The 24,711-nt window shown below is 65.3% G+C and carries 23 protein-coding genes; 5 read left to right on the top strand and 18 right to left on the bottom strand.

Going from position 1 to position 24,711, the window contains the following annotated elements:
* Nucleotides 1-6: 6 nt before the first annotated feature.
* From CCR94_RS26745 to CCR94_RS12055, 9 genes are all read right to left on the bottom strand, one after another.
* Nucleotides 7-1,695: a methyl-accepting chemotaxis protein gene (locus tag CCR94_RS26745; RefSeq protein WP_104508104.1), complete on the bottom strand. Its 1,689-nt coding sequence runs from the start codon at nucleotides 1,693-1,695 to the stop codon at nucleotides 7-9.
* Nucleotides 1,696-1,760: 65 nt separating this feature from the next.
* Nucleotides 1,761-5,213 (bottom strand): chromosome segregation SMC family protein, encoded by a 3,453-nt coding sequence (locus CCR94_RS12090; protein WP_104508103.1) that lies wholly within the window; start codon nucleotides 5,211-5,213, stop codon nucleotides 1,761-1,763.
* 87 nt (nucleotides 5,214-5,300) lie between these two features.
* On the bottom strand, nucleotides 5,301-6,989 hold the full coding sequence (locus CCR94_RS12085) for a methyl-accepting chemotaxis protein (protein ID WP_104508102.1): 1,689 nt from the start codon (nucleotides 6,987-6,989) through the stop codon (nucleotides 5,301-5,303).
* 160 nt (nucleotides 6,990-7,149) lie between these two features.
* Complete coding sequence (locus tag CCR94_RS12080; RefSeq protein WP_206605828.1) at nucleotides 7,150-7,809, bottom strand: transmembrane-type terpene cyclase; 660 nt, start codon at nucleotides 7,807-7,809, stop codon at nucleotides 7,150-7,152.
* 90 nt (nucleotides 7,810-7,899) lie between these two features.
* Nucleotides 7,900-8,211: a TraR/DksA family transcriptional regulator gene (locus CCR94_RS12075; RefSeq protein ID WP_104508101.1), complete on the bottom strand. Its 312-nt coding sequence runs from the start codon at nucleotides 8,209-8,211 to the stop codon at nucleotides 7,900-7,902.
* Nucleotides 8,212-8,290: 79 nt separating this feature from the next.
* Nucleotides 8,291-9,355, bottom strand: a complete 1,065-nt coding sequence (lpxK, locus tag CCR94_RS12070; protein ID WP_104508100.1) for a tetraacyldisaccharide 4'-kinase — start codon at nucleotides 9,353-9,355, stop codon at nucleotides 8,291-8,293.
* A 73-nt stretch (nucleotides 9,356-9,428) separates the two neighbouring features.
* Nucleotides 9,429-10,703, bottom strand: a complete 1,275-nt coding sequence (locus CCR94_RS12065; protein ID WP_244594042.1) for a 3-deoxy-D-manno-octulosonic acid transferase — start codon at nucleotides 10,701-10,703, stop codon at nucleotides 9,429-9,431.
* 228 nt (nucleotides 10,704-10,931) lie between these two features.
* Nucleotides 10,932-11,165 (bottom strand): DUF4170 domain-containing protein, encoded by a 234-nt coding sequence (locus tag CCR94_RS12060; protein WP_104508098.1) that lies wholly within the window; start codon nucleotides 11,163-11,165, stop codon nucleotides 10,932-10,934.
* Between the two features lie 27 nt (nucleotides 11,166-11,192).
* A complete protein-coding gene (locus CCR94_RS12055; RefSeq protein WP_244594041.1) occupies nucleotides 11,193-12,005 on the bottom strand; it encodes a 3'(2'),5'-bisphosphate nucleotidase CysQ in 813 nt (270 codons plus the stop codon).
* A 258-nt stretch (nucleotides 12,006-12,263) separates the two neighbouring features.
* Here CCR94_RS12055 and CCR94_RS12050 point away from each other — a divergent pair, with 258 nt between their 5' ends.
* A complete protein-coding gene (locus tag CCR94_RS12050) occupies nucleotides 12,264-12,782 on the top strand; it encodes a DUF6101 family protein (protein WP_104508097.1) in 519 nt (172 codons plus the stop codon).
* A gap of 16 nt (nucleotides 12,783-12,798) precedes the next feature.
* On the opposite strand, the gene ubiA is transcribed toward CCR94_RS12050, so the two are convergent.
* Together ubiA and CCR94_RS12040 are read right to left on the bottom strand one after the other, a co-directional pair.
* Nucleotides 12,799-13,728, bottom strand: a complete 930-nt coding sequence (gene ubiA, locus CCR94_RS12045; RefSeq protein WP_104508096.1) for a 4-hydroxybenzoate octaprenyltransferase — start codon at nucleotides 13,726-13,728, stop codon at nucleotides 12,799-12,801.
* A 4-nt stretch (nucleotides 13,729-13,732) separates the two neighbouring features.
* Nucleotides 13,733-14,182, bottom strand: a complete 450-nt coding sequence (locus CCR94_RS12040) for a hypothetical protein (protein WP_244594040.1) — start codon at nucleotides 14,180-14,182, stop codon at nucleotides 13,733-13,735.
* A gap of 379 nt (nucleotides 14,183-14,561) precedes the next feature.
* On the opposite strand from CCR94_RS12040, the gene CCR94_RS12035 reads away from it, so the two are divergent.
* Entirely contained in the window at nucleotides 14,562-15,869 is a 1,308-nt protein-coding gene (locus CCR94_RS12035) for a DEAD/DEAH box helicase (RefSeq protein WP_104508095.1), read from the top strand.
* Between the two features lie 150 nt (nucleotides 15,870-16,019).
* On the opposite strand, the gene rnhA is transcribed toward CCR94_RS12035, so the two are convergent.
* The 4 genes from rnhA to CCR94_RS12015 form a co-directional block, all read right to left on the bottom strand.
* Nucleotides 16,020-16,466 (bottom strand): ribonuclease HI, encoded by a 447-nt coding sequence (gene rnhA / locus CCR94_RS12030; RefSeq protein WP_104508119.1) that lies wholly within the window; start codon nucleotides 16,464-16,466, stop codon nucleotides 16,020-16,022.
* A complete protein-coding gene (gene thrB, locus CCR94_RS12025; protein WP_104508094.1) occupies nucleotides 16,463-17,428 on the bottom strand; it encodes a homoserine kinase in 966 nt (321 codons plus the stop codon). Before thrB ends, rnhA begins: the two co-directional genes overlap by 4 nt.
* A gap of 264 nt (nucleotides 17,429-17,692) precedes the next feature.
* Nucleotides 17,693-18,562 carry an SDR family oxidoreductase gene (locus CCR94_RS12020; RefSeq protein ID WP_104508093.1) on the bottom strand — a complete coding sequence of 290 codons (870 nt, stop codon included), beginning with the start codon at nucleotides 18,560-18,562 and terminating at the stop codon, nucleotides 17,693-17,695.
* Nucleotides 18,559-19,311, bottom strand: a complete 753-nt coding sequence (locus CCR94_RS12015) for an enoyl-CoA hydratase (protein ID WP_104508092.1) — start codon at nucleotides 19,309-19,311, stop codon at nucleotides 18,559-18,561. Before CCR94_RS12015 ends, CCR94_RS12020 begins: the two co-directional genes overlap by 4 nt.
* 126 nt (nucleotides 19,312-19,437) lie before the next feature.
* Between CCR94_RS12015 and CCR94_RS12010 the strand changes: the two genes are divergently transcribed.
* From CCR94_RS12010 to blaOXA, 3 genes are all read left to right on the top strand, one after another.
* On the top strand, nucleotides 19,438-20,409 hold the full coding sequence (locus CCR94_RS12010; protein WP_104508118.1) for an L-threonylcarbamoyladenylate synthase: 972 nt from the start codon (nucleotides 19,438-19,440) through the stop codon (nucleotides 20,407-20,409).
* Nucleotides 20,410-20,440: 31 nt separating this feature from the next.
* Nucleotides 20,441-21,337, top strand: coding sequence for a LysR family transcriptional regulator (locus tag CCR94_RS12005; protein ID WP_104508091.1), 897 nt, complete (start codon nucleotides 20,441-20,443; stop codon nucleotides 21,335-21,337).
* Nucleotides 21,338-21,577: 240 nt separating this feature from the next.
* Nucleotides 21,578-22,417 carry a class D beta-lactamase gene (gene blaOXA, locus CCR94_RS12000; RefSeq protein ID WP_184421315.1) on the top strand — a complete coding sequence of 280 codons (840 nt, stop codon included), beginning with the start codon at nucleotides 21,578-21,580 and terminating at the stop codon, nucleotides 22,415-22,417.
* 160 nt (nucleotides 22,418-22,577) lie between these two features.
* Here the strand turns inward: blaOXA and CCR94_RS11995 are convergent, their stop codons facing one another.
* From CCR94_RS11995 to CCR94_RS11985, 3 genes are all read right to left on the bottom strand, one after another.
* Entirely contained in the window at nucleotides 22,578-23,006 is a 429-nt protein-coding gene (locus CCR94_RS11995; RefSeq protein WP_104508090.1) for an EAL domain-containing protein, read from the bottom strand.
* Nucleotides 22,975-24,300, bottom strand: a complete 1,326-nt coding sequence (locus CCR94_RS11990; RefSeq protein ID WP_104508089.1) for a diguanylate cyclase — start codon at nucleotides 24,298-24,300, stop codon at nucleotides 22,975-22,977. Before CCR94_RS11990 ends, CCR94_RS11995 begins: the two co-directional genes overlap by 32 nt.
* A 175-nt stretch (nucleotides 24,301-24,475) precedes the next feature.
* Nucleotides 24,476-24,711: EAL domain-containing protein (locus CCR94_RS11985; protein ID WP_146089977.1), on the bottom strand; the 236-nt coding region annotated here is incomplete at its 5' end.

Genomic DNA, 24,711 nt, shown 5'->3' with positions numbered 1-24,711 from the left:
GAAGCGTCACCCAGCCCGAAGGGCCTGACTCAATTGCCCGAGTTGCGCGTGCAAGTCCGCCGCCCGGCCGCGCATGTCGCGGGCGGAGACGGCGACCTCCTCCGATTTGCCGTCGGCGGCCTCGGCCTGGTCCTGCAGAGTGGTCATGCTGCGCGTGAGATCGCCAACCAGTTTCAGCGTGCCGGTGATCGCCTCGGCGATCTGGTCCACGGCGGCGCTCTGCTGGTCCAGCGTCGCCGCGATGGCGGCGGAACTCGCGTCGATACGGCCGATGGTTTCCTCCACCGTCCGGTTGGAGGCCATGGAGGCGTCGGCGCCGCGCTGGATGGCTTCGATTCGCTTGGTAATGTCTTCGATGGCCCGCTTGGTCGAATCGGCCAGCGCCTTCACTTCGTTCGCCACCACGCCGAATCCCTTGCCGGCCTCGCCGGCGCGCGCCGCCTCGATGGTGGCGTTGAGCGCCAGCAGGTTGGTCTTGTTGGCGATGTCCTCGATCAGCGCCACGACCTCTCCGACCTGCCGCGACGATTCGCTCAAGGTCCGCATGGCTTCCTTCGCCTGCGCCGATTCGGCCACGGCTATCCCTGAAAATTCGGCGGCGCGCGACACCTGCGACAGGATTTCGCGGATCGAGGCGGAAAGCTCTTCCGCCGAGGCCGAGGCCGACTGGATGTTTTCCTGCACCGTGCGGCCGGTCCGCGCATTGGCGGCGGCCTGCTCGCGGGTCGCGCCGGACAGGGCGTGCAGATCGCGCGAAACCAGCTCGAATTTTTGCGCCTGGCTGTCGATGGCGCCGGCGGCGCCGCCCACCCGCGCCTCGAAATCACCGGCGAGCTTGTGCAGCGTCTCGCGCCTGACACGTTCGGCTTCGGCGCGCCGGTCGCGCTCGTCGGCGGCGTCGCGCGCCAATTGCTCGCGCAGCAGGTTGCGGAATTCCGCCACGGCGCGGGCGATCTGGCCGATCTCGTCGCGCCGGTCGGCGCCGTCGATCGCCGCGTCGAGTTCGCCGCGCCGCAAACGCTCCATCGCCGTGGTCAGGCTGGCGAGGGGGCGACTTATGCTCCGCTGGACCAGGGTGGCGATACCGGCCACGGCGATCAGGGCGGCGATCAGCGCCAGCACAATGTTGTGCGAGCTTCGGGCGAGCAGCGCCTCAAGGTCGCCGATATGAAATCCCGTGCCGATCACCCAATCCCATTCCGGCTCCAAGGCGGTATAGGACAGTTTAAGACTTGGCTCGGCTTCGCCCGGCTTGAGCCAGCGATAGGTCGTGAGCCCGCCGCCGGCCTGGGCGCTGGCGATGAAATCGCGGACGAAAAGCCGACCGTCGGGGTCCTTGAAATCGAACCGATTGGTTCCCTCGGCCTTCGGAACCGGCGGCAGCATCAAAACGGCGCCATCCTTGCCATAAATGAAGAAATAATTGGCGTCCTCGCCAAAGCGCATCGGCCGCAAAGCGGCCAACGCCTGGGCCTTGGCGTCGGCCTCGGTCATTTCGCCGTTTTTCGCGCGGGTGCGCAGGCCATCGATCAGCGTCGTGACGGTCTTGACCTCATCCTTGAGCTCCAGCTCCTTTTGCGCGAGCAGATTGGCCCTGAGATTGAAATAGCTGAACGCACCGCCGCCGGCGATAAAAAGCAGGGCGACCAGCGCGATCGATGCGATGCGTGCTGAAATCGAATGCAGATAAGTCATGGTGCGGTCCCATTGAATTTCGCCGCCTAAAATACGCTCAAGGTCTTGCCCGAAACTGGCGCGGCTCAGCTCGCCTCCAGCAGCCGCTCCGCCTGCGCCAGCTCCACCGAAACCAGTTGCGACACGCCGCGCTCGGCCTGGGTCACGCCGAACAGCCGGTCCATGCGCGCCATGGTGATGGGATTGTGGGTGATGGCGATGAAGCGGGTGTCGGTTTTGCTCCGCATATCCTCCAAAAGGTCGCAGAAGCGCTCGACATTGGCGTCGTCAAGCGGCGCGTCCACCTCGTCGAGCACGCAGATCGGCGAGGGATTGGTCAGGAACACCGCGAAGATCAGCGACATCGCCGTCAGCGCCTGCTCGCCGCCCGACAGCAGCGACATGGTCGCCGGCTTCTTGCCCGGCGGCTTGGCCATGATTTCCAGGCCCGCCTCCAGCGGGTCGTCCGATTCGACCAGTTGCAGTTCTGCCGCGCCGCCGCCGAACAGCACGGTGAACAATTCGCGGAAATGCCCGTCCACCTTTTCGAACGCGGCGAGCAGGCGCTCGCGGCCCTCCTTGTTGAGCGAGCCAATGGCCGCCCGCAATTTCCGGATGGCTTCGGCAAGGTCGGCCTGTTCCTGAGCCAGCTTCTGCTGCTCGGATTCCATCGAGGCGAGTTCTTCCTCGGCGCGCAGGTTGACGCCGCCGAGTCTTTCACGATCAGCCTTCAAGGCGGCGAGCTTTTGCTGCACCGGCTCGATGCCGGCGGTTTCGTCGTCTTCGGCGACGCCCGCCAACTCCCGCAGCGCATGCGGCGCGCATTGCAATTCCTGCAAAACGCTTTGAGTCAGGAAGGCCAGCCGCTGCTGCGCGGCTTCCGCCTGCGCTTCCAGCCGCGCGCGGTTTTCGCGGGCCGAACTCATCGCCTCCAGCGCGGCGCGGGCGGCGCGGTCAGCCTCGCTGAGCGCGGTTTCGGCGAGAGCGCGGGCGTCGGCGGCGTCCTTCAGTTTGTGCTCCGCCTCCTCGATGCCGCTGGTCAGCGCGCGGCGCTGCAACAGGAATTCGTCGGGCGCCTCGGCGAGCCGCTCGATTTCCTCCTGCGTCTCCGCGATCCGGTCCTGAATCTCTTCCTTTTGCGCCAGCGAGCGGGCCTTGCGGTCGGCCCAGGATTTCTTCTCCTTGGCGATGGCCTCGCGGCGGCGGATGCGGGCTTCGGCCTCGCGGGCGAAGGCCTGCAAGGCGGCGCGGGCTTCGGCGGCCTCAGCGCGGTCGAGCGCGTTGGAGGCCCGCGCCGCGTCGCGCTCGCCGAGCAAAGTCGCGGGTTCCGGCAGATCCTCGAACGCCTCGCGGGCGCCGGCGAGCCGCTCCTGAGCCTCGTCGCGCATGTCCTGGGCGCGCCGGCGCGCGTCCTCAAGGCTGGACAGCCGCGATAAAAGCTGGCCCTGGCGCCGTTCCGCCGCGCTGGCGGTCTCGCGGGCGTCGCCAAGGTTTTTTTGCGCCATGCGCGTGGCGGCGCGGGCGCGCTGGTCGGCCTCGACCGCTTCGGCGACGGCTGATGCGGCCGCCTCCATGCGCTCGCGCAGAGCAAACAGCGTTTCTCGGCCGGCTTTCGCCTCGATTTCGAGATCTTCGAGCCGGTTTTTTTCGCTCAGCCGGCGCGCGGCGGCGGTGGGCGCTTCGGCGGCCCGGACCAAACCGTCCCAGCGCCACAAATCGCCCTCGACCGAGACCAGCCGCTGGCCCGGCTTCAGCCGGCTTTGCAACAGACGCCCTGTTTCGCTGGGGACCACGCCGATCTGGGCGAGACGCCGCGCCAGCAAGGCTGGGGCCTGGACTTTTCCCGACAGCGGCGCGGCCTCGTCGGGAAGGGCGGGGTCGCCGAGCCCGAAGGAATGCGCCCAGAACGCCGGGGCCTCGTCGTCGGTGGAGGCTTGAAGATCCTCGCCGAGCGCGGCGCCCAGCGCGGCTTCAAAGCCCTTTTCGACGACGATCTCCTCGATCACCGCCGGCCAGGCGCCGTGTTCGGAGCGCAGCAGGTTCGCCAGCGTCCGCGCCTCGGTCTCCAGCGCCTGCGCCTGACGCTCGGCCTCCGAAAGCGGCGCGCGCAAGAATGTTTCCTCGTCGCGCGCCAGGGCGAGGGCGCTTTCGGCGGCGAGCGCCTCTTCCTCGGCCTGCGCGGCGGCGTCCATCAGCCGCTCGGCTTCGGCGAGCGCCTCGGCGAAATCGGCGTCCTCGCCGGCGCTGTCGCGCAAAGCTTCGATTTCATCGACCAATCGGCGCAATTCGGCTTCGAAACGCGCCAAAGCCTGTTCCTCGCGGCGCGCGCTCTCGGCCAGCGCGTTGCGCTGCGCCTCGACGCCGGCGAAGGCGTTTTGCGCGGCTTCGAGCGCGGCTTCCGACTGTTTCAGCCTGGCTTCGGCCTCCTCGCATTTCAGCCGCGCCTCCTCGGCGAGGTCGGCCTCGTCGTCGCCGGCGCCGGACATGTCATCTTCTTCGACTTGCAGGCGCTCCAGCGCGGCGGCGGCGTCGTCGAAATGCGCGCCTTCGCGGCTGAGATCGTTGGCAAGCTGCGCGAAGCGCCGCTCCAGTTCAAGCTGGCGGGACTGGGCGCGCTTTTCCTCACCCTCAAGGGCCTCGCGCGCCATGATCAGCCGTTGCAGGGCGGCCCCAGCTTGGGATTCCGCCTCGCGCGCGCGCGGCGCCTCCAAGGCGGCGATGGCCTGAAGGCGGGCGGTTTCGGACTGGATACGGGTGGCTTCGGCCAGATTCACCACATTGGATTCGACGGCGGCCTTGGTCTCCGCCGCCTCCGCGGTGGCGCCGCGCAGGGCGATCAGGGCGACCAAAGCCTCGTGGCGGCGGATTTCGGCGGCGAGCGCCCGGTAGCGCGCGGCCTGGCGCGCCTGCCGCCGCAGCGATTCCGTCTGCGCGCCGATCTGGCCCAGCACGTCTTCGAGGCGGACGAGATTTTCCTCCGCGCCCTTCAGCCGCAGTTCGGCCTCATGGCGACGCGAATGCAGCCCGCCAATGCCGGCGGCTTCCTCGAGAATGCGGCGGCGGGCCTGGGGCTTGGCCGAAATGATCTCGCCGATCTGGCCCTGCCGCACCAGAGCCGGCGAACGCGCGCCGGAGGAGGCGTCGGCGAACAGCAATTGCACGTCGCGGGCGCGCACCTCGCGGCCGTTGAGCTTGTAGGCCGAGCCTTCCTCGCGCTCGATGCGGCGGGTGATTTCGATAATGTCGGAATCGTTGAAGGCGGCCGGCGCGGTGCGGGCGCTGTTGTCGAGCACCAGCATGACTTCCGCGTGGTTGCGGGCGGGCCGCGAGCCCGAGCCGGAGAAGATGACGTCGTCCATGCCGGAGGCGCGCATCTGCTTGTAGGAATTCTCGCCCATCACCCAGCGCAGGGCTTCGACAAGGTTCGACTTGCCGCAACCGTTCGGCCCGACCACGCCTGTCAGGCCCGGCTGGATGGCGAATTCGGTCGGCTCAACAAAACTCTTGAAGCCGATGAGGCGTAACTTGTCGAATTTCATGGACCCTGTTCCAGTCTGGAACAAGGCGCCATGAGGCCGGCGGAATCAAGGTTTTGGCGCGTCAAAGTTGGGGAAAAGGCCAAAACCTCAGGCGGCGCGGACGCCGGACAGGAAATCCTGCACCGACTGCCTCAGCCTGACGGCCTCGTGCTGCAGCGTCACCGCGCCTTCGCCGAGTTCGGCCGAGGTTTGAAGGGTCCGCTGCACGGCTTCGGCGACCACGAAGACATTTTGCGCCACCTCGCCCGCGCCGAGGGCCGCCTCGGTGGAGCTGCGCGCGATTTCCTGCGTGGCCAGGGACTGTTGTTCGGCCGCCTCCGCTATGGCGACGCTGACCTGATCGACATCCTCGATCACCTTGGTGATGGCGGCGATGGCGACGACGGCGCCGCCGGTCTCCGACTGAATGCTGGCGATCTGGCTGGAAATCTCCTCGGTCGCCTTGGTGGTCTGGGTGGCGAGATTCTTCACCTCCGAGGCGACCACCGCGAAACCGCGGCCGGCCTCGCCCGCGCGCGCCGCTTCGATGGTCGCGTTCAGCGCCAGCAGGTTGGTTTGCGCGGCTATGCCGGAAATCAGCTGGACGACTTCGCCGATGCGGGTGGTCGCCGCCGCCAGTCCGGCGATCTGCTCATTGGTCTTGTGCGCCTGTCGCAGGGCGTCGCTGGTCATGGCGGAGGAGGATTTCACCTGTCCGCCGATTTCCGTGATGCTGGCGGAAAGTTGTTCCGTCGCCGCGGCGGCCGTACGCACATTGACCGAGGACTGTTCCGAGGCGGAGGCGACGGCGACAATCCGTTGATTGCTCTCCTCGGCGCTGGATTCCAGCGACCGGGACGCGCCGAGGAACTCCTGGACCTTGCCCTCGACGGTGTTGAGCAGGCTGGTGACGTCGGCGTCGAAGCGTTCGGACAGTTGATCGACCAGTTGCGCGCGCGCGGCGCGCCTCTGGTCCTGCTCCTTTTCGCGCGCCAGCGCCTGCTCGCGTTCGATCGCGTCGTCGCGGAATTTTTCCAGCGCGCGCGCGAAGGCGCCCAGCTCGGTCTTGTATTCCTGGCCCGAAATGGCGATCGACGTGTCGCCTGTCGCCAGGGTGTCCATGGAATCGCGCAGCCCCATCAGCGGGGAGGTGATCGAACGGCCAATGGCGAGACAGAGCGCAATCATGAGGCCAAGCAGAGGGAGCAGAAAGGAGCAAGCCCATTTCGTCTTGCTCCAGAAAACCGAGTCGACATCGTCAATGTAAATGCCAGTGCCAACGACGACACCGAGTTCATCGACTTTCCGGAGCATCGACATTTTCGGCAAAGGCTTGTCCTGACCGGGCCTCACCTTCGAATAATATTGGACGCCGCGCCCTCCCAGGCCAGAAACCAGGTCGATCTGCTCCCGAATGGTCGCCGCGTCGAGAGCCGTATCATCCTTGAGACGATTGAGCCCGATCTTTTTGGGATCGACGGCGACCAGCGTGACGCCGTCCAGCGTGTGGACGAAGACATAGGAGAGATCCTTGCTGTCGCCGAAGCGGGCGGCGGCCATCACGTCCAGAAAGGCCTTGCGACCGGCCTCGCCGCCGGGGCCGCCTGCTTTCGCCATCGCGGTCTGGCCAACCGCCAGGATCTGGTCAAGAGCGTTGTCGAGCATGGCCTTTCGATCATCCATCATCTGCTGCCGCATCGTGACAAACCCGAACACGATCGCCAGCACGACGCTGAGCGCGCTCAGCAAGATGACGAGCGTTAATCGCGAACGGATGGTCAGACGAGCGAGGCGCATTTGGATTCCCTCTAAGACAAGCGCTTCACACAAGACACGTAAACGTAGAAATACTATTAATTATGCGCGTTATAATTGTATTTCAGGGTGATCAGAGCCGGTCGGCTGAGCTTTCAGTCGCTTGGCGTCGATGAAAAGTTCATTCACAAGGCGCGCAGAGTCACTGCGAGCGCGCGAAAATCTCAAGCTTCCCGGCGGCCAGAAGAATATAGACGATATCGAACAGCGAACACAGCAATCCCACGATCAAAAGGAATGTATTCGGCCCCGGCAGGCCGCCGCCGCCGATCAAGCCGAACAGGATCGTCGGCGCCAGGGTCCCGATCCACTTGCCCACGGCGATGATGAGACTTTGGCCTTCATCGCCCCGGCGGTCGATGAACATTTTTATGAACAGGACGGACATCAGCAGATTTTGCAGGAAGGCGGCATAGGCCCGGCCATGGGCCAGTCCGAATTCCATGATGAAGGCATATTCCACCACGGCGGCCACGGCAAAGACCAGCAGACTGCCGAAAATGAAAGATTTGAACGACAAATATTTCTTGGCGTAGCGATAGCCATAACGGAAGAATGTGACGACCAGGAAGACATCGCAGATCGCCCAGACGATATTAATGACCACCTGGGCGTCGAAGCCGACCTCTGCATACCCGAGGATGCTGTTGAAAATTTCCCAGAAAAAATTAAGCGCCAAGGCCCAAAGCGGCATGGCGTATGTTTTCTCGCGAAATCCGAGTCTGATGCCTTCGATGTAGACAATCGTCCAGCATAAGCCGCTGACCAAGGTGAGAATTAACGAAATGGCGCCAGCGCCCATAATGAACATCCGCGAATTTCAAAAATAAAATGATTTGATCGCTGCCCGTTTCTCGCAGAACCGCTCCGGGTTTCTGAGCCAAATCAAAACTCAACCCGCGCAGGACAAGCAGAGAATGGCGGTCGGCAGGGCTTTTAATCGCTTGGGGTCGATGTCGCCGCCGCATTTGGCGCAAACGCCGTAACGGCCATCGGCGATGCGCTGCAAGGCGGCGCGGATCTGCTGGATTTCTCGCAACTTCTGCTTCTCGATGCCTCCCAGCGCGTCCTGGCCTTCCAACTGGGTGGCCTGCTCCTCCCAGTCGGCGGGCAACGCGCTGCGCAATTCCTGGTCGATGTCGGTGACGTGGCCCGAAAGCTCGGCGAGCCTGAGTTCGAGCGCCTTGGCGATATCCTCGTACATTGTTGTTGTTATCCGCTTTGCCGTCCGCTTGACGGCAACAGATTAAGAGCGAGCGCGGCGCGCGCAAGCCCGATTTTCGTCAGGCGCAGGCGGGGCGATCGCCCAGTTGCTCCCGCCGCGCGCGCGAGAGAGCGTCGAGCAACAGTTTGCGCAAGGCGTCGGCCTCCTCGACCACCAGCGCCACCGGCAAGGACTCGGGCAGCGGCAGATCCTGCCACAGGCCTGGCAGGAACGGCGCGATCTTCACCATGTCCTTTTCGGTGGTCAGAAGCAGGGCGTCCTGCGCCGCCGCGCGCCGTTGCAAGGCGACGATTTCCGCCGCGCGATAGGGGTGATGGTCGGGAAAGGCGTGGCGCGAGACGATGCGCGCCCCGCAGCCTTCCAGCGAGGCGAAGAATTTGCCGGGACGGCCGATCCCCGCGAAGGCCACCACTTTCGCGCCGAGAACATGCAGCGCCGCATGGGCGTCGGGCGCCAGCCGGCCGTGAAAAACCGGCTTTCCCGCCTCGCGCAAAATTTTCTCGGCGGCGTCGCCGGCCTCGCCCTCCCCGATCACCAGGCCGGCGTCGGTGCGCTCCAGTTGCAGGGCGAGCGGCGCGCGCAGCGGGCCGGCGGGGATCAGGCGGCCATTGCCGAAGCCGACGGCGCCGTCGATCACGGCCAGGGTGAAGTCGCGGGCGAGGCTGGGGTTCTGCAAGCCGTCGTCCATCACGATCATGGTGGCGCCGCCGGCCAGCGCCAGCAGCGCGCCGCTCGGGCGGTCGCGCGCCACCACGGTTGAAGCGACCTGGGCGAGTAGCAGGGGTTCGTCGCCGGTTTGCGCCGCGTCGTGGCGGCGGCGGTCGACCAGATGCGCGCCGCCGTCGGCCGACATCGCGCCGCCATAGCCGCGCGTCAGGAAGGCGGGGGTTTCGCCGGCGCGTTTCAGCCATTTGGCCACGGCCAGCGCCGTGGGCGTCTTGCCGGCGCCGCCGGCGACGAAATTGCCGATGCAGATCACCGGCGCGTTGACCCGCGCGCCGCCGCGGTTCATCCGGCGCACGGCGACGCGGCCGTACACCGCCGCGATCGGCGCCAGCACGGCGCGGATCAGGCGTTGAAAAGGACCGGGATTGGCGGACCACCAGAAATCCGGCGCGCGCATCGCTCCCCCACCAAACAGAAGTCTTTGAGCTTAAACCCGCGCGGGCGGCAAAGGAATGCGGCGAACAAAATAATTACTGCCCGGATACGATCATCGCAGCGAAGTAAGGTTCGATCGCGCGCATCACCCGATCCGAGGCGCCGCTCATGGCGGCGACCGAGTCCCGCGACGCATCCGCCGCCCGGCGCAGCGCGCCGGGATCGCCGAACAGGACGGCCAGCCGGCGCGCCAGTTCGTCGGCGTCGTTGACGACGAAGGCGCCGCCCGCCAGGTCCAGGGCGGCGTAAACATCGACGAAATTGCCGACATGGGGGCCGTGAAGAATGGCCGAGCCGAGTTTGGCCGGTTCGATCGGGTTCTGGCCGCCCCGCCCCATCAGCGACTTGCCGACGAAGATCGCGTTGGACAGCCGATAGAACAGACCGAGTTCGCCCATGGTGTCGGCGACATAGACCTGCGTGGCGCTATTCGGCGGCTCCCCGCGTGACCTCTGCGCGGCCTCAAGCCCGGTTTCGCGCGCCAAAAGGGTGATTTCGTCGCCGCGCGCGTCATGGCGGGGCGCGAGCACCGTGAGCAGATTGGGGAATTGGCGGGCGAGATGCTTGTGCGCCAGCAGCGCCAGCGCCTCCTCGCCCGAATGGGTCGAGGCGGCGATCCAGACCGGGCGCGGCCCGATGGCTGCGTACAGGGCCCGGAGCCGCGCCGGGTCGGCCGGCGGCGCCTCGACGTCATATTTGAGATTGCCGGCGGCATGGACGCGCGGGGCGCCGAGCTGGAGCAGGCGGGCGGCGTCGTCCTCGCTCTGGGCGAGGCAGATGTCAATGCGGCTCAGCAGCGCCGAAATGAAGCCGGGGGCCAGCCGCCAGCGCCGAAACGAGCGCGCCGACAGCCGCGCATTGACCGAGGCGATGGGGATCGCGCGGGCGTGGACAGCGCAGATCATGTTCGGCCAGATTTCGGATTCCGCCAGCAGGAACAGATCGGGCCGCCAATGGTCCAAAAATCTTTCGATGAAGCGGGGGGCGTCGAGCGGCGCATATTGATGGAAGGCGCCCGACGGCAGGCGCTGGTCGAGAATGCGCGCGGAGGTGACGGTCCCCGTGGTCACCAGCACATGAAAGCCCTTGGCGATCAGCCGGTCGACCAGCGGCAGCAGGGCGAGGCCCTCGCCGACGCTGGCGCCATGCAGCCAAGCCAGCCGTCCGGCCGGACGCATGAGGCCCGGCCGTCCCCGCCGTTCGTCCAGCCGCGCGAGATCTTCCTTGCCGCGTTGCGCCCGGCGACGCAGGAACAGGCCGCTGAACGGCGCGAGCGATTGGGTGGCGGCGCGATAGACGGGCAGAAACATTTGCGTCTTCATCGCGTCCGTTTCAACCCCTTGCTCCCACCCTGCGCTCTTCGTCGCGCGCCGTCCATGATATCTTTGTTCTCGCGCGCCATTTTTTCGAAGCGACGCCCGAACGCAAGGTCGAGTTTTAGCGCAAGCCCGTGCGAAAGGCGAGTGAGAGCGCTTGCTATACGCCAGTTGTGGCGAAAAGCGGGCGGGCGCGGCGCCAGCCTTGCCGGGACTCCGCGCTCAGTCCGACGGGTCGAGCACGCGATGCAGGTGGACGATGAAATAGCGCATATGCGCATTGTCCACCGTCGATTGCGCCTTGGCTCTCCAGGCGGCCTTTGCGCTGGCGAAATCCGGGAACATGCCGACGAGATCGACTTTTTCGAGATCCTTGAATTCCGTGGTGGCGAGATCCTTCAACTCGCCGCCGAAGACCAGATGCAGCAACTGCTTGGGTTCGACTTCGTGAGACATGGGCGTTCCCTTGGTTTCGCGGAGTGTTCAGGCCGGACGTTTTCCCTTTTGCGCCGCCGCGATCAGCTCGGTCTGGAGACCCGGGGGGGCGGCGGCCAGCGCCGGATGTTTCGGGTCAGCGCGATTGTAGAGCGGCGCCTGTCCCAGGAAATCGGTGAGGACGCCGCCGGCTTCCCGCAAAATGATTTCGGCCGCCGCTATGTCCCAGTCGCAGGCGTTGCGGTTGGCGAGGGCGCCATCCAACGCGCCTTCGGCCACGCGCAGCAGGCGCATGGCCAGCGAGGGCAGGCGCGGCCTTTCTTCAAAGGCGAGGCCGGAGCGCCGCAGATCGGCGGCCAGCGCATCGGGCGCCGCCAGCCGCGCGCCGACAAGCTGTTTTCTCGCGGAAACCGCGATTTTCGCGCCATTGCAGGTCGCGCCCCCGCCGCGCAGCGCGACAAAAGTCTGGTCGAGCGCCGGCGCGTGGACCAGCCCCAGCGTGGGGCGGCCAGAACTCACGACGGCGACGCAGATGGCGAAGCAGGGGTCGCCGGCGATGAAGCCGCGCGTGCCGTCGATGGGATCGACGATGAAGACGCAATCGTGATCGAGCCGTTCGGGGCTGTCGGCGGTTTCCTCCGACAGCCAGCCGAAATCCGGGGCGAGCGGCGGCAGGCTGTCGCGCAGGAAGGCGTCAATGCGCAGATCGGCTTCGGTCACCGGGCTGCCGCAATGCTTGTGCGTCACTTCGGCGGCCGCCGTCCGGCCGGGCCGGAAATAGCCGAGGGCCATGCGTCCCGCTTCGCGAAGAATCTCTTCGACGCGAGGCGCCAGGGCGGCGGGATCGAAAGTCTGGGCCAAGGTTTGGGCCAAAGTCTTGAGCTAAGTCGCGGGATCGTTGTTGAAGGCTTTTCCGATGTAAAGGCGCGCGGCGATCCGCGCAAGAGTTTTCGGCTTTGCTGCGGAGATGCCGACAATTTTCAGCACTATCTTGGGGTGTTGTTCCCCTTGCCGCGCGGCAGCGGGAATTGAATAAAATTTGTGGGAAGTTTTTAGGCCGACGGAGGCGGCGGGGGCGCGATGGTGAGGAAAGACAGGATTTGTCAGCGGAGTGTCGCCATGTCGTTTACCGCCTCCCCCCTCGCCAACATCGTCGCCGACGATCCCCGCGCCGACGGCGGCCAGCGCCGGATCACCCTTTGCGCCGATACGATCGGCATCGACCGCAGCCTCTCCGGCATTCGCATGAGACTCGCCCTTCCGGTGCGCTGCTATCGCGGCGTCACGCTTTCGGTGATCGAGGGCGCGCAGGGCCCGTTCTACCGCGTCGCGCTGGACCACGCCGACCCCGACTTGCGGGTGACGCTGGCGGAAAGCCTCAACCCGGAAGCGCTCGTGCCGGAATGGCGCGGCTGGGCGAAATTCTTCCGGCTGCCGCGGCTGGCGCAGGGCGCGGACACAAGCTGGGTGGCGCTCGACGGACGGCTGGGCGAACTGGTGCTCGGCGCCGCGCAGCCGCGCAAGCGCGGCTGGCCGCTAAAATTCCGGCGCTCGCGCATGTCCGCCTCGCGCAAGTCGGCAAAAAGCCGGCCGCATGTGGTTCACCGCGATGAGCGCGAGATCATCTGCTACGAATAAGCGCGGGGTCCGCGTCCTACACGAAGTAAAACAGCACATTCTCCGCGAGGAGACCGCCGAACAGCAGGAACCCCGCAAGCGCGTTGGAGCGAAACAGCTGTAACGCCTGTGCCTCTTCGTCGCCATGGAGCCGGCGCACCTGTCGCGCGAGATGCGCGCCGAAGGCGACCAGCCCGAGTTGCCCCACCACCCCCGCGCCAGCGGAGAGCAGCGCGATTTCGGCCAGCAGGACCGCGCCGAAATAGAGCAAGGCGACCCCGGCGACCACATGCTCGCCGAACAGCAGGGCGGTGGACTTCACCCCGGCCTCGACATCGTACTTGCGGTCCATGATGGCGTAGATCGTGTCATAGCCGATGGTCCAGAGAATGCACGAACCGTAGAGCCAGAAGGCCGGCGCGGCGAGTTCGCCGGAGACCGCCGACCAGCCGATCAGCGCGCCCCAGGAAAAGGCGAGGCCGAGCACCGCCTGCGGCCAGGAGGTGATCCGCTTCATGAACGGATAGACCGCCACCGGCAGCAGCGACACAAACCCCAGCACGATCGAATAAGGATTAAGCGAGAGCAGGACGCAAAGCCCGATCAGGCATTGCGCCATCAGGAAGATCAGCACGGCGCGCGGCGTGACCTGTCCCGACGCCAGAGGGCGCCCCCGTGTGCGCTCCACCTTGGCGTCGATGTCGCGATCGATGAAATCGTTCAGGGTCGAGCCGGCGCCGCGCATGGCGATGGAGCCGATGGCGAACAGGACCAGCAGGCCGAAATGCGGCTTTTCCGCATGGTTGATGGCGGCGAGACAGGTCGCCGACAGGCAGGGCGCGAGCAACAATTGCCAGCCCACCGGGCGGTCGAGTCGCGCCAGTTGCACATAGGGCATCCACGACGCCGGCAGGCGCCCCCAAAAACCCTGTGCGCTGGAATCGGGAAGGAGGGCCGCGCTGCTCATCGGATTACAACGGCCCGGCCGGCAGTTTCACCGGCGGCGGCGCGGCGGCGGCGCCGAGCCCGCCGTTTTGCTGCATCTGCTTGACCTTGGCCGCGAGGGCGCAGGCCTGGCTGGCCATGCCGCCGGTTTTCGCCGTGCCGGTCTTGAAATTGTTGAGGAAGTCCTCGGGAATGTTGCACCATTCCTTGTTCTTGGTGAGATAGGCGCCCATCTGCCCCTCGACCGCACTCAAGTTTCGCAGCGCCGGGCAGGCCTCGACCGGGTCGAGCTTGCCGCCATGCGCCTTGGAAATGGCGTTGAGTTTTTGAATGGCGGCGTTGCGCTTCTGGCCGAAGGCGGCGATGTCCTCGTTGCAACTCTGCGCGCGGGCGGGTGCGGACGCCAGCAGCGCGGCAAAACCGATTGCTGCGAGAAGAGCGGTGCGCCGCACGAAGGCGTGTTTCAGACTGACCATAAGTTTTCCGTCTTGTCCCGAACCGGGCGCGTTTGTCCCGAGACGGGAGCTTGCGCGCAATCTAGCTCAATCCGGCATTGGCAGGCAAGAAGTTCACAATTTTGGCTTTTCGGAGGCGAGGCCGATCGATTGCGGCGGCGCGCTCCCGCAACGGCCAAGCAAAATCAGCCTTGCTTTCGACATCATTGTCGCCTATCTCCTTGTCCATCGAGTTTTGGCCGTAAGGCAGGCGACTCCGCCGCGTTCATGATCACCAAGTTCATGATCTCCAAGTTCATGATCTCCAAGACATCGATAGCTCACCTCGCAGTTCGCACGAGCGGCCTGTAACGCCCGCCGCGAACAAACTGGCGAGCGTGACCCTCACGAAAGCAACCACTTGACCAAATTTTCCGATCTCGGCCTGGCCGAAAGCGTTTTGCGCGCTCTCACGACCGAAGGCTACGAGACGCCCACGCCCATTCAAGCGCAAGCCATCCCTCCCTTGCTCGCCGGCCATGACCTGCTCGGCATCGCCCAGACCGGCACCGGCAAGACTTGCGCCTTCGCCGCGCCGCTGATCACGCGGCTGCTGCAATATCCCGAACATCCCCGTCCCAAGCAAACGCGCATTCTGGTGCTGGCGCCGACCCGCGAACTCGCGGCCCAGATCGGCGAGAGTTTTAAGGCCTACGGCCGTTTCGCCGGTCTGCGCATCGCCACGGTCTTCGGCGGCGTCGGCTTCGGCCCGCAGGTCGCCGCCCTCACCCGCGGCCTCGATGTGCTCGTGGCGACCCCCGGCCGCCTGCTCGACCATATGCAGCAGGGCAATCTGCGGCTTGAAGGCACCAGCGCCGTGGTGCTGGACGAGGCCGACCACATGCTCGACCTCGGCTTCCTCGTTCCGATCAGAAAGATCTTCTCGAAACTGCCGAAGCGGCGCCAGACCCTGTTCTTCTCCGCCACCATGCCGTCGGAAATCGCCACGCTGGCGGGGGAAATGCTGCACCAGCCGTCAAAGGTCTCGGTGACGCCGGTGGCGAAAACCGCCGACCTCGTCTCCCAGCGCGTGATCCTGTGCGAAGCCAAGCGCAAGCGCGAGATTTTGGTCGATCTGCTGCAAAATCCCGATTTCAGCCGCTCCATCGTCTTCACCCGCACCAAGCGCGGCGCCGACCGCGTCGCTTCGGCTTTAATTGACGCCGGGCTGACCGCGGAGGCGATCCACGGCAACAAGAGCCAGGGCCAGCGCACGCGCGCGCTCGACGGGTTCAAGGCCGGCCGCGTCGCCGTGCTGGTCGCCACCGACATTGCCGCGCGCGGCATTGACGTTGACGCCGTCAGCCATGTGGTGAATTTCGAACTGCCGGAAGTCCCCGAAGCCTATGTCCACCGCATCGGCCGCACGGCGCGCGCGGGCGCGGACGGCGCGGCGATTTCGCTCTGCGACCATGAAGAGCGCGATCTGTTGCGGGCCATCGAAAAGCTGACCAAGCAGACGATTCCCTCCACCGACATGCGGCTGTCGCCGCACACGCCCGACGATGCGCCCGTGGTGAAAAAGCCGGCCCCCCGGTCCGGCCGTCCGCCCAATCGCGCCGCACCGACCGGCCAGAGGCCGGCGCCGCGTCGCGACGGTGAAAAGGCGCGTCCGCCGCGCGCCGCGAGCGAAGGCCGCCCGCGCGACGGCAGGCAAGCCCGTCGCTGAATCTGAACCGCCGATTTCGGGCCGCCCCTCACCGGGCGGCCTTTTTTTTAGAGCAAGTTCGGTGAACTCCCGTTCACCGAACTTGCTCTAAATCTTTGGTTTTGCGCATATTCTTTTCCGAAAACCGCGCACACTTTTCGGGAATATGCGCTAGCGCTTGTTCTGGAACGGCGCCATGCCCGCCCGCGCGAGGGCGTCGGCGCGCTCGTTCATCGGATCACCGGCGTGGCCCTTCACCCAATGCCATTCGACCTCGTGGCGGTTGGCGGCCTCGTCGAGCCTTTTCCAGAGATCGTCGTTCTTCACCGGCTTCTTGTCGGCCGTGCGCCAGCCGTTGCGCTTCCAGTTGTGGACCCAGCCGGTCACGCCCTGCCGCACATATTGCGAATCGGTGTGGACATCGACCGCGCAGGGCCGGCTGAGGGCTTCGAGCGCGGAAATGGCCGCGAGCAGTTCCATGCGATTGTTGGTGGTGAGCGTCTCGCCGCCGCAAAATTCCTTTTCCACGCCGTTGAAGGTGAGAATCGCGCCCCAACCGCCGGGTCCGGGATTGCCGGAACAGGCGCCGTCGGTCCAGATCGCCACGCGCTTGGTCACGGGCGCCACACATATTCGGACGGCGCGGAAATCGCCTGATGGAAGCGCAGCCGGGCGAGGTAATCCAGCGGGTTCTTGGGCTTGACCAGGGCGCCCGGCGGCACGTTCAGCCAATCGTAGAGCCGCGTCAGCAGGAAGCGCATGGCGGCGCCGCGCGACAGAATCGGCAGGGCCGCGCGCTCCTCGGCTTCCAGGGGACGCAGGCTTTCGTACCCTTGCAACATCGCCCGCCCCTTGGTGGCGTTGAAGGCCCCGTCCGGCTCGAAACACCAGGCGTTGAGGCAGATCGCCAGATCGTAAGCGAAGAAATCCTCGCAGGCGAAATAGAAATCGATCAGCCCGGACAGGGTCTTGCCGATGAAGAACACATTGTCGGGAAAGAGGTCGGCGTGGATGATGCCGCGCGGCAGGTTTTTGGGCCAGCTTTTCTCCAGCGTGTCGAGTTCTCTGGCGATTTCCCCGGCCAGGCCCGGCGTCACCGTATCGGCGCCGGCGCGCGAGGTCTCGAACAGCGGGCGCCAGTGGGGCTGCGCCAGCGCGTTTTCGCGGCGCAGGCCAAAGCCCTGGCCGGCCAGATGGAGGCGGGCCAGCGCGCGGCCGGTCTCCAGGCAATGATGCACCTCCGGCTTGCGTGCGGACACGCCGTCGAGAAAGGTCACCAGCGCCGCCGGCCGTCCCGCGAGTTCGCCCAGGGCGCCGCCATCGCGCCGTTTGACCGGCAGCGGGCAGGAAAGGCCCTGCGCCGCCAGATGCTCCATCAGCCCGATGAAGAACGGCAGTTCGGTGGGATTGACCCGCTTTTCGTAGAGGGTGAGGATGAAATAGCCGGATTCGCAGTGGAGCAGGTAGTTTGTGTTCTCCACCCCCTCGGCTATGCCCTTGAAGGATCGCGCCCGGCCGAGATCGTAAGTCGTGAGAAAGGCGTAAAGGGCCTCGTCCGTAACATCGGTATAAACGGCCATGGCCCCGACTCTGTGCTGCGCGTGTCGCCCTCTGTTAAAGCGGCGGGGCGGAGGCGTCAAACTTTTGCGGTCTGGCTCCTTGCCGTGATCTTCAGCGCTGGGCGTTTGCTTGCCTTCTCCCCTCGCGGGAGAAGGTGGATCGGCGGCGATAGCCGCCGAGACGAATGAGGGGTCTTGCTAAAAAACGGGCTTTCATCGGCGGGGCCGCCCCCTCATCCGACCCCGTCGGGGCCACCTTCTCCCGCAAGGGGAGAAGGAGTCGCGTCACCCCAAGGGCTTCAAACTCACCCCCGCCGGAATCGGCGTGTCCTCCGGCACGAAAAAATCCGGCGCCAGCGGCGAGGTCGGGTCCGCCCGATAAACATCGAACTCCGTCACGCCATGCTCCGCCAGCACCACATCGTCGATGAAGAACCGGCCGGTCGTCTCGCGACTCGGCGACACAAAAATCGCATGCGCCGCGTCGGCCATGATCTCCGGCTTGCGCGAGGCGCGCATCAGTTGCGCGCCGCCGAGCAGGTTGTTGACGGCGGCCGTGGCGATGGTGGTGCGCGGCCACAGCGCGTTGACGGCGACGCCCTTGGCGCGCAACTCGCCGGCGAGGCCGAGCACGGCGAGGCTCATGCCGAATTTCGCCATGGAATAGGCGGTGTGGGCGGCGAACCATTTCTCCTTCATGTCGAGCGGCGGCGACAGCATCAGGATATGCGGGTTTTCGGCCTTGAGCAGATAGGGAACGGCGAGCTTGGCGGTCATGTAGGAGCCGCGCGAGTTGATCTGGTGCATCAGATCGAACCGCTTCATGTCGATGGCCTGGCTGTCGCCCAAGGCAATCGCCGAGGCGTTGTTGACGACAATATCGAGCCCGCCAAATTTTTCCGCCGTTTGCGCCAGGGCGGCCGCGACCTGCCCCTCGTCGCGCACGTCCACGACAAGAGGCAGCGCCTTGCCGCCCGCCGCCTCGATTTCTTCAGCGGCCGTGTAAATGGTCCCCGGCAGCTTGGGGTGCGGCTCGGTGGTTTTCGCCGCAATCGCGACATTGGCGCCGTCGCGCGCGGCGCGCAGCGCGATGGCGAGGCCGATGCCGCGCGAGGCGCCGGTGATGAAAAGGGTCTTGCCCGCAAGCGACGTCATGGGGACTCCTGTTTGCTCTTGGCGAGAAAGGCGGCGAAGACGGCTTGCGTGTGCGGCGAATGCAGCGCGGTCATGAAGGCGCGGAACTCTTCTTCCATATGCGCGGCGATTTCCGCCGCGTCGCCGCGCAGCAACCGGCGCGCTTCCAGCAACGCCGCGCGGGGTTTCGCCGCCAGTTTGCGCGCCTTTTCGCGCGCGACGCCCAGCAGTTCGTCGGCGGCGATCACCGCATTGACCAGTCCCGCCTCTTTCGCCTCTTGGGCGTCGAACGGTTCGGCGAGCAGCAGCCAGGCGCTGGCGCGCGCCCTGCCGACGCGGCGCGGCAGCAGCAGCGAGGAGCCGGCCTCCGGCGGCAGGCCGAGATCGACAAAGGGCAGGGAAAAGCGCGCCTCGGGCGAGGCATAGATCAGATCGCAATGCAGCAGCAGCGTACAGCCCACCCCGACCGCCAGCCCGTCCACCGCCGCCACCAGCGGTTTTGAAAAACCCGCGAGCCTGCGAACGAAATCGGCAGCCGCCAGCCCGTGACCCTTCCGCACGGCGGCGATGAAATCGCCGATGTCGTTGCCAGCGGAAAACACCCCGCCTTCGCCCCGGATCAGCACGGCGCCGATGGCCTCATCGGTTTCGGCGCGCAAAAGGCCGTCGATCAGGGCCTGATACATGGCCTCGGTCAGCGCATTCTTCTTCGCCGGCCGGTTGAGGGTGAGTTCCAGCACCCCGTCGGCGACAGATGTTTCAATCTCCATATCCCCTCCCCTGCTTGCCAGCAGCCCGGCCGAATGTAATTTGCGCGTTCGTTCTTGTCGCCGGGATTTAGTTCATACATGAACCAATCCTGCCGATCCGTCAATGAATTTGCCTTGGGATTCGCCATGACACAACAAGCGCGCGCGACGCGGCGGCTGGCCGCCGACGCGTCGGGCGAGGCGCAAGCCGCCGAAATTTTGCGCAACGGCGGGCTGGTCGCCTTTCCGACCGAGACGGTTTACGGCCTCGGCGCCGACGCCGCCAATCCCCGCGCCGTCGCCGGCATTTACGAGGCCAAGGGCCGCCCGCGCTTCAATCCGCTGATCGCCCATGTCGCCAGCGTCGAACAGGCGCGGCGCGAGGGCGTTTTTTCACCGCGGGCCGAAATGCTGGCGGAAAAATTCTGGCCGGGGCCGCTGACCCTGGTGGTTCCGCTCAACGAGACCGCCAGCGTCTGCGCTCTCGCCCGCGCCGGCCTGCAAAGCCTCGGCCTGCGCATGCCCGCGCAAAAAGTCGCGCTCGACCTGATCGCCGCGAGCGGCCGCCCCATCGCGGCGCCCTCGGCCAATCGCTCCGGCCATGTCAGCCCGGCGACGGCGGAACACGTCCTGGCCGATCTCGATGGGCGCATCGACGCCGTTCTGGACGGCGGCGCCTGCGCGGTCGGCGTCGAATCCACCATCGTCGCCCTGCTCGACGACACGCCGCGCCTGCTGCGGCCGGGGGGACTCGCGCGTGAAGCCATCGACGCCGCGCTGGGCTGCGCGCTCGCGGAGGCGCCAAAAAGCGAATCGCCCGTGGCGCCCGGACTGCTCGCTTCGCATTACGCGCCGGCGGCGGCCGTCCGCCTCAATGCGCTGACCTTGGCGCCGGGCGAGGCCGGGCTCGATTTCGGCGGCCGGTTTGCCGGCGGCGACAACGTCCTCGATCTCTCGCCGTCGCGCGATCTTGCTGAAGCGGCGGCCAATCTCTTCAGCGCCTTGCGCGCGCTCGACGCCAGCGGCGCCGCCGCGATCGCGGTCGCGCCCATTCCCGCCTTGGGCTTGGGCGAGGCGATCAACGACCGCCTGACCCGCGCCGCCGCGCCGCGCCCTTGAAAACCGCCCAGAATTCCTTAACGTTGCGGTCATGAATCAGATTTCCTGGGATGATTTCCGGCTGGTGCGGGGCATCGCCGAATCCGGCTCGCTGGTGGGGGCGGCTTCGGCCTTGAACCTCAACCATTCGACCGTGTTCCGCCGCCTCGGCGCGCTGGAGACGGCGATCGGCGCCAAATTGTTCGAGCGGTCGCGCAACGGCTATGCCGCCACCGCCGCCGGGCAGGAAATGATCGCGCTGGCCGAGCGCATGGGCCGCGACGTCACCGATTTCGAGCGCCGCATCGCCGGCCGCGACGAAAAGCCCTCAGGCCTGCTGCGCGTCACCACCAACGACGCTTTGTTCAGCTATCTGCTCGCCCCCGTCCTCACCAGTTTCCGCAAGGCCTATCCGGACATCCAGCTCGACGTGCTCGTGATGAACCAGCCGCTCAACCTGTCGCGCCGCGACGCCGACATCGCCGTGCGCTCCACCTATGCGCCGCCGGAAACCCTGGTCGGCCGGCGCATCGGCGCCTCGGTCTGGGGCCGCTATATCGCCCGCTCGTTGCACAAGCCCGACCTCGACGCCAACGACGACGGCCATGCCTATATCGGCTTCAACGAACATTTCGGCGGCGTCGAGGTTTTGGACTGGATCGAGAAAAGCATCCCGCGCAACCGCATCGCCATGCGCGTCAACACCGTGGTCGGCCTCGCCCGCTGCATCGGCGAGGGTTTGGGAATCGGCTTCCTGCCGCGCTTCGTCGGCGACCAGCACCCGGACATCGTCTGCCTGGACGAACCGATGAACGGACGCGGCGCCGACCTCTGGCTGCTCACCCACCCGGATCTGCGCCACGCCGCGCGCGTGCGCGCCTTCATGGACCACGCCGGCGCGCAGCTCAGCAAGCGCAAAACGTTGCTCAGCGGCGGCAAGGCCGAATAATCCGGCCATCCGATCACGCAGGCGCCCACGACATATGGACTTGGCGGCGAGCGAGATCGAGACCGTCTGATCGGCCGCAATCGGCTCGAAGGCGTCAGTCCCGAGCAGGCCCGCGGCCGTCTCGAACGCCCCCACCATGCCCCAACGGCATCAAGCAGAATGTTTCCATTTGCTGCGTAATGGGAACTGTCTTGCGTGGAAAATCGGCGTCGGAAGACCTATAACTGCCTGTGCCGACCGATGGCGCTTCAGACGAGGCAAGATTTGATAAATTTGCGATACATGGCGTTAAGCGTTTTGGTGGCGGGATTAGCCGCTTCAACAAGCCAAGCTCGAACAGTTTGCACGGCTATCGCCGATGCCGAGACTGGACGAATCGTCGAGCAGCAAGGCGAATGCAGCGAGCGAGTCACGCCTGCGTCGACTTTCAAAATCGCAATAAGCCTGATGGGCTTCGATGCGCAGTTCCTGAAAGACGAGCATTTTCCTGCTTTATCATTCCATGAAGGGTACGCTGATTGGATGCCCGCTTGGCGCCAGACGACTGACCCATCGAACTGGATAAAATATTCAGTGGTCTGGTTTTCTCAGCAGGTGACCCAATTTCTTGGGGAAGATCGTTTTCAGAAATACATTAGAGATTTTAGCTACGGCAACGAAGACATTTCTGGAAATCCGGGAAAGCATGATGGCTTGACTCGGGCGTGGCTCAGTTCGTCTTTAAAAATTTCCCCCTTGGAACAATTGGTCTTCTTGGAGAAGGTCGTCAATCGACGATTGCCTGTCACCTCTCATGCATTCGACATGACGAGCCGAATTACGCAGATAACAATGCTGCCGAACGGATGGGATATTCACGGAAAAACAGGCACGGGTTCTCCCGTCGCGCCGGATGGCTTGCGTGATCAAGCGCACACCTATGGATGGTTCGTCGGATGGGCGACAAAGGGTTCCCAGACCGTGGTCTTCGCGCGCTTGATCCAAGATGAAAAGGAAGAAACAGACCCGGCGGGCCTGCGAGCCCGTTCCACATTTCTAAATGAACTGCCTGCTATTTTAGATTCTCTCACAGAGCGATAGTCCACGAAGAGCCGACGTGCGATGCCCAAGGGAGGAATGTCATTGCCCTTGCCGGCGCTGCTCGCGGTGGTCCGGAATCCGCCGATCTCCGCCGTTGCATCGAGCGGGCGGCCCCCTTTGCATGTGGGTATCCGCGTTAAACGGATAGCCACGGAATCATTTATTCCGCCGCCTCCGGCAGGGCGACGTATATGCCGAGATGCGCGATCAGCGCCGGAATCTCCCCGGCCTCGCAGGGGCGGCTGAACAGATAGCCTTGCGCCTCCTGGCAGCCGCGCCGGCGCAGCGCCTCGAACTGGCTTTCGGTTTCCACCCCCTCCGCCGTGGCGCACATCTCCAGCCCCTTGCACAGATCGGTCACCGCCGTGACGATGGCGTCGCTCTTGCGCGATTGCTCCAGCCCCCGGGTGAACGAGCGGTCGATCTTCACCTTGTCGAACGGAAAACTCTGCAGCGAGCTGAGCGAGGAATAACCGGCGCCGAAATCGTCCATGGCGATGCGGGCGCCGAGCCGCTCCGAGGGCGCCGCCGACGCCGGCGCTCGATCGCGATCAATCTCATTTCGACCCTTGGGCGGACTGATTTGCAAACAGAGGAAAGAACTTCCTGTCCGCGGCGAACAGGTGCCGCGCTATGACCTTGTCCGCAAGGAACTGGACGAGTTCTCCGGTCGAGGTCCGGTCTGCGGCGACGGCGGCTCGCAATTTGTCGGCCTGGGCGAGCAGGCTGGCGTGAGCCGCCTTATGCCGAGCCAAATCGCTGTAGCCGCGCGCGTCGAGGATGGCCTCTTCATCGGCGAAATGCTTCACGATATGGGCCAGCAGTTTGTCGATAGCCGCTTCGAATGGCCCGCGCGGCTCCGCCGTCTTGAAGGAAGCGTCCAAGGCGGCGTTGGCCAACGCGAAGAGTTCTAGGTGCTGCGCGTCGATGGTCGGCTCGCCGCACTCGTATGCCTCCTGCCAAACCAGACGAACGACGGACGGGCCGCTCTCCGCCGCCCATAAGTCCGAACTTCCAAGCCGCTCGACCCATACTCTATTGCGGCCATTGTTTTTTGCCAGATACAGCGCGTCGTCGAGTCGACGAAACCACGTCTCCGCCGACTCGGGCGCGAGGCGCTCCGCGACTCCGAGACTGACTGTCACCGAACCAACGCCCTGGAAAAGATGAGTCTCGACCGCTTCCCTGATCTTTTCCGCGAGCGCGGCGCTTCCGCGATACCCCGTTGACGCCGCGATCACGACGAATTCTTCGCCGCCCCAGCGGAACAGCATATCTATCGAACGGATGGTCGCCCGTACGACGGAAACGAGCTCGCGAAGCACCAGGTCTCCGGCCTGATGGCCGTATGTGTCGTTGATGCGCTTGAAGTGGTCGATGTCAAAGAGAACAAGGGACACAGGCTGTCGGTGACGGACGCCTCGTTCGAGCTCGGCGACGACGACCTCCTCAAAATGGCGTCGGTTCCAGGCGCCGGTTAATACGTCTGTGGAGCATAAACGCCGAAGCGCCGAGACCTGCGTTTCGAGTTGATCGAGCTCGCGAAGCGCTTTTTCGTCGGCCGTATCGTCGAAGATCAACATCGATCCCGCGGGCAGATCGACGGTTTGGGCCCGGCAGGCCACAGCGTCGTTAACTCCATGAGGAATATTGAGCGTCTTCCAACCTGCGCCGGACTCATGAAGGGTCTCTCGCACCGACTGCGAATGCAGGATTTCCTGCCGATACTTCTGATTGAAGAGCTTGTTGAGCAACACGGCTTCCCCGGTGTGATCGAGCACGGCGATCGGCAACGGGAAGCATTCGATGATATCGGCCGCCGCTGGCTTTGTCGCCAGCTTAGCCAAGTTCCGGCCGGCGGATCGCTTCAGGGTGTCGGCCATATTCCTCTCCAATGCAGTTGCGACGCGAGGCGGACTGGGGGGCCTCCTCCCAGTCAAACAAAGGCGCGCCGCCGGTCATTTCGGCCTCGCTTTCCGCCGATCTCCGCCGTTGCGTCGAGCGTGCGGCCCCCTTTGCATGTGGGTATCCGCGTTAAACGGATAGCCACGGAATCATCTATTCCGCCGCCTCCGGCAGGGCGACGTATATGCCGAGATGCGCGATCAGCGCCGGAATCTCCCCGGCCTCGCAGGGACGGCTGAACAAATAGCCTTGCGCCTCCTGGCAGCCGCGCCGGCGCAGCGCCTCGAACTGGCTTTCGGTTTCCACCCCCTCCGCCGTGGCGCACATCTCCAGCCCCTTGCACAGATCGGTCACCGCCGTGACGATGGCGTCGCTCTTGCGCGATTGTT

The sequence above is a fragment of the Rhodoblastus sphagnicola genome (genome assembly GCF_002937075.1).
In the GTDB taxonomy this organism is placed as follows: Bacteria; Pseudomonadota; Alphaproteobacteria; order Rhizobiales; family Beijerinckiaceae; genus Rhodoblastus; species Rhodoblastus sphagnicola.
Note: the sequence above shows the minus strand (reverse complement) of the source record. Positions and strands in the feature narration are given on the sequence as shown.

What these genes read in the sequence shown, in the direction of transcription:
- CCR94_RS12020 (WP_104508093.1), bottom strand. Translation starts at nt 18,562, where the DNA reads ATGACGTCGCTTGCGGGCAAGACCCTTTTCATCACCGGCGCCTCGCGC.
- lpxK (WP_104508100.1), bottom strand. Translation starts at nt 9,355, where the DNA reads ATGCGCGCGCCGGATTTCTGGTGGTCCGCCAATCCCGGTCCTTTTCAA.
- CCR94_RS12050 (WP_104508097.1), top strand. Translation starts at nt 12,264, where the DNA reads ATGTCGTTTACCGCCTCCCCCCTCGCCAACATCGTCGCCGACGATCCC.
- CCR94_RS12060 (WP_104508098.1), bottom strand. Translation starts at nt 11,165, where the DNA reads ATGTCTCACGAAGTCGAACCCAAGCAGTTGCTGCATCTGGTCTTCGGC.
- blaOXA (WP_184421315.1), top strand. Translation starts at nt 21,578, where the DNA reads ATGGCGCTTCAGACGAGGCAAGATTTGATAAATTTGCGATACATGGCG.
- CCR94_RS12075 (WP_104508101.1), bottom strand. Translation starts at nt 8,211, where the DNA reads ATGTACGAGGATATCGCCAAGGCGCTCGAACTCAGGCTCGCCGAGCTT.
- thrB (WP_104508094.1), bottom strand. Translation starts at nt 17,428, where the DNA reads ATGGCCGTTTATACCGATGTTACGGACGAGGCCCTTTACGCCTTTCTC.
- CCR94_RS12005 (WP_104508091.1), top strand. Translation starts at nt 20,441, where the DNA reads ATGAATCAGATTTCCTGGGATGATTTCCGGCTGGTGCGGGGCATCGCC.
- CCR94_RS26745 (WP_104508104.1), bottom strand. Translation starts at nt 1,695, where the DNA reads ATGACTTATCTGCATTCGATTTCAGCACGCATCGCATCGATCGCGCTG.
- CCR94_RS12085 (WP_104508102.1), bottom strand. Translation starts at nt 6,989, where the DNA reads ATGCGCCTCGCTCGTCTGACCATCCGTTCGCGATTAACGCTCGTCATC.
- CCR94_RS12015 (WP_104508092.1), bottom strand. Translation starts at nt 19,311, where the DNA reads ATGGAGATTGAAACATCTGTCGCCGACGGGGTGCTGGAACTCACCCTC.
- CCR94_RS12065 (WP_244594042.1), bottom strand. Translation starts at nt 10,703, where the DNA reads ATGTTTCTGCCCGTCTATCGCGCCGCCACCCAATCGCTCGCGCCGTTC.
- CCR94_RS11990 (WP_104508089.1), bottom strand. Translation starts at nt 24,300, where the DNA reads ATGGCCGACACCCTGAAGCGATCCGCCGGCCGGAACTTGGCTAAGCTG.
- ubiA (WP_104508096.1), bottom strand. Translation starts at nt 13,728, where the DNA reads ATGAGCAGCGCGGCCCTCCTTCCCGATTCCAGCGCACAGGGTTTTTGG.
- CCR94_RS12080 (WP_206605828.1), bottom strand. Translation starts at nt 7,809, where the DNA reads ATGGGCGCTGGCGCCATTTCGTTAATTCTCACCTTGGTCAGCGGCTTA.
- CCR94_RS12090 (WP_104508103.1), bottom strand. Translation starts at nt 5,213, where the DNA reads ATGAAATTCGACAAGTTACGCCTCATCGGCTTCAAGAGTTTTGTTGAG.
- CCR94_RS12010 (WP_104508118.1), top strand. Translation starts at nt 19,438, where the DNA reads ATGACACAACAAGCGCGCGCGACGCGGCGGCTGGCCGCCGACGCGTCG.
- CCR94_RS12040 (WP_244594040.1), bottom strand. Translation starts at nt 14,182, where the DNA reads ATGGTCAGTCTGAAACACGCCTTCGTGCGGCGCACCGCTCTTCTCGCA.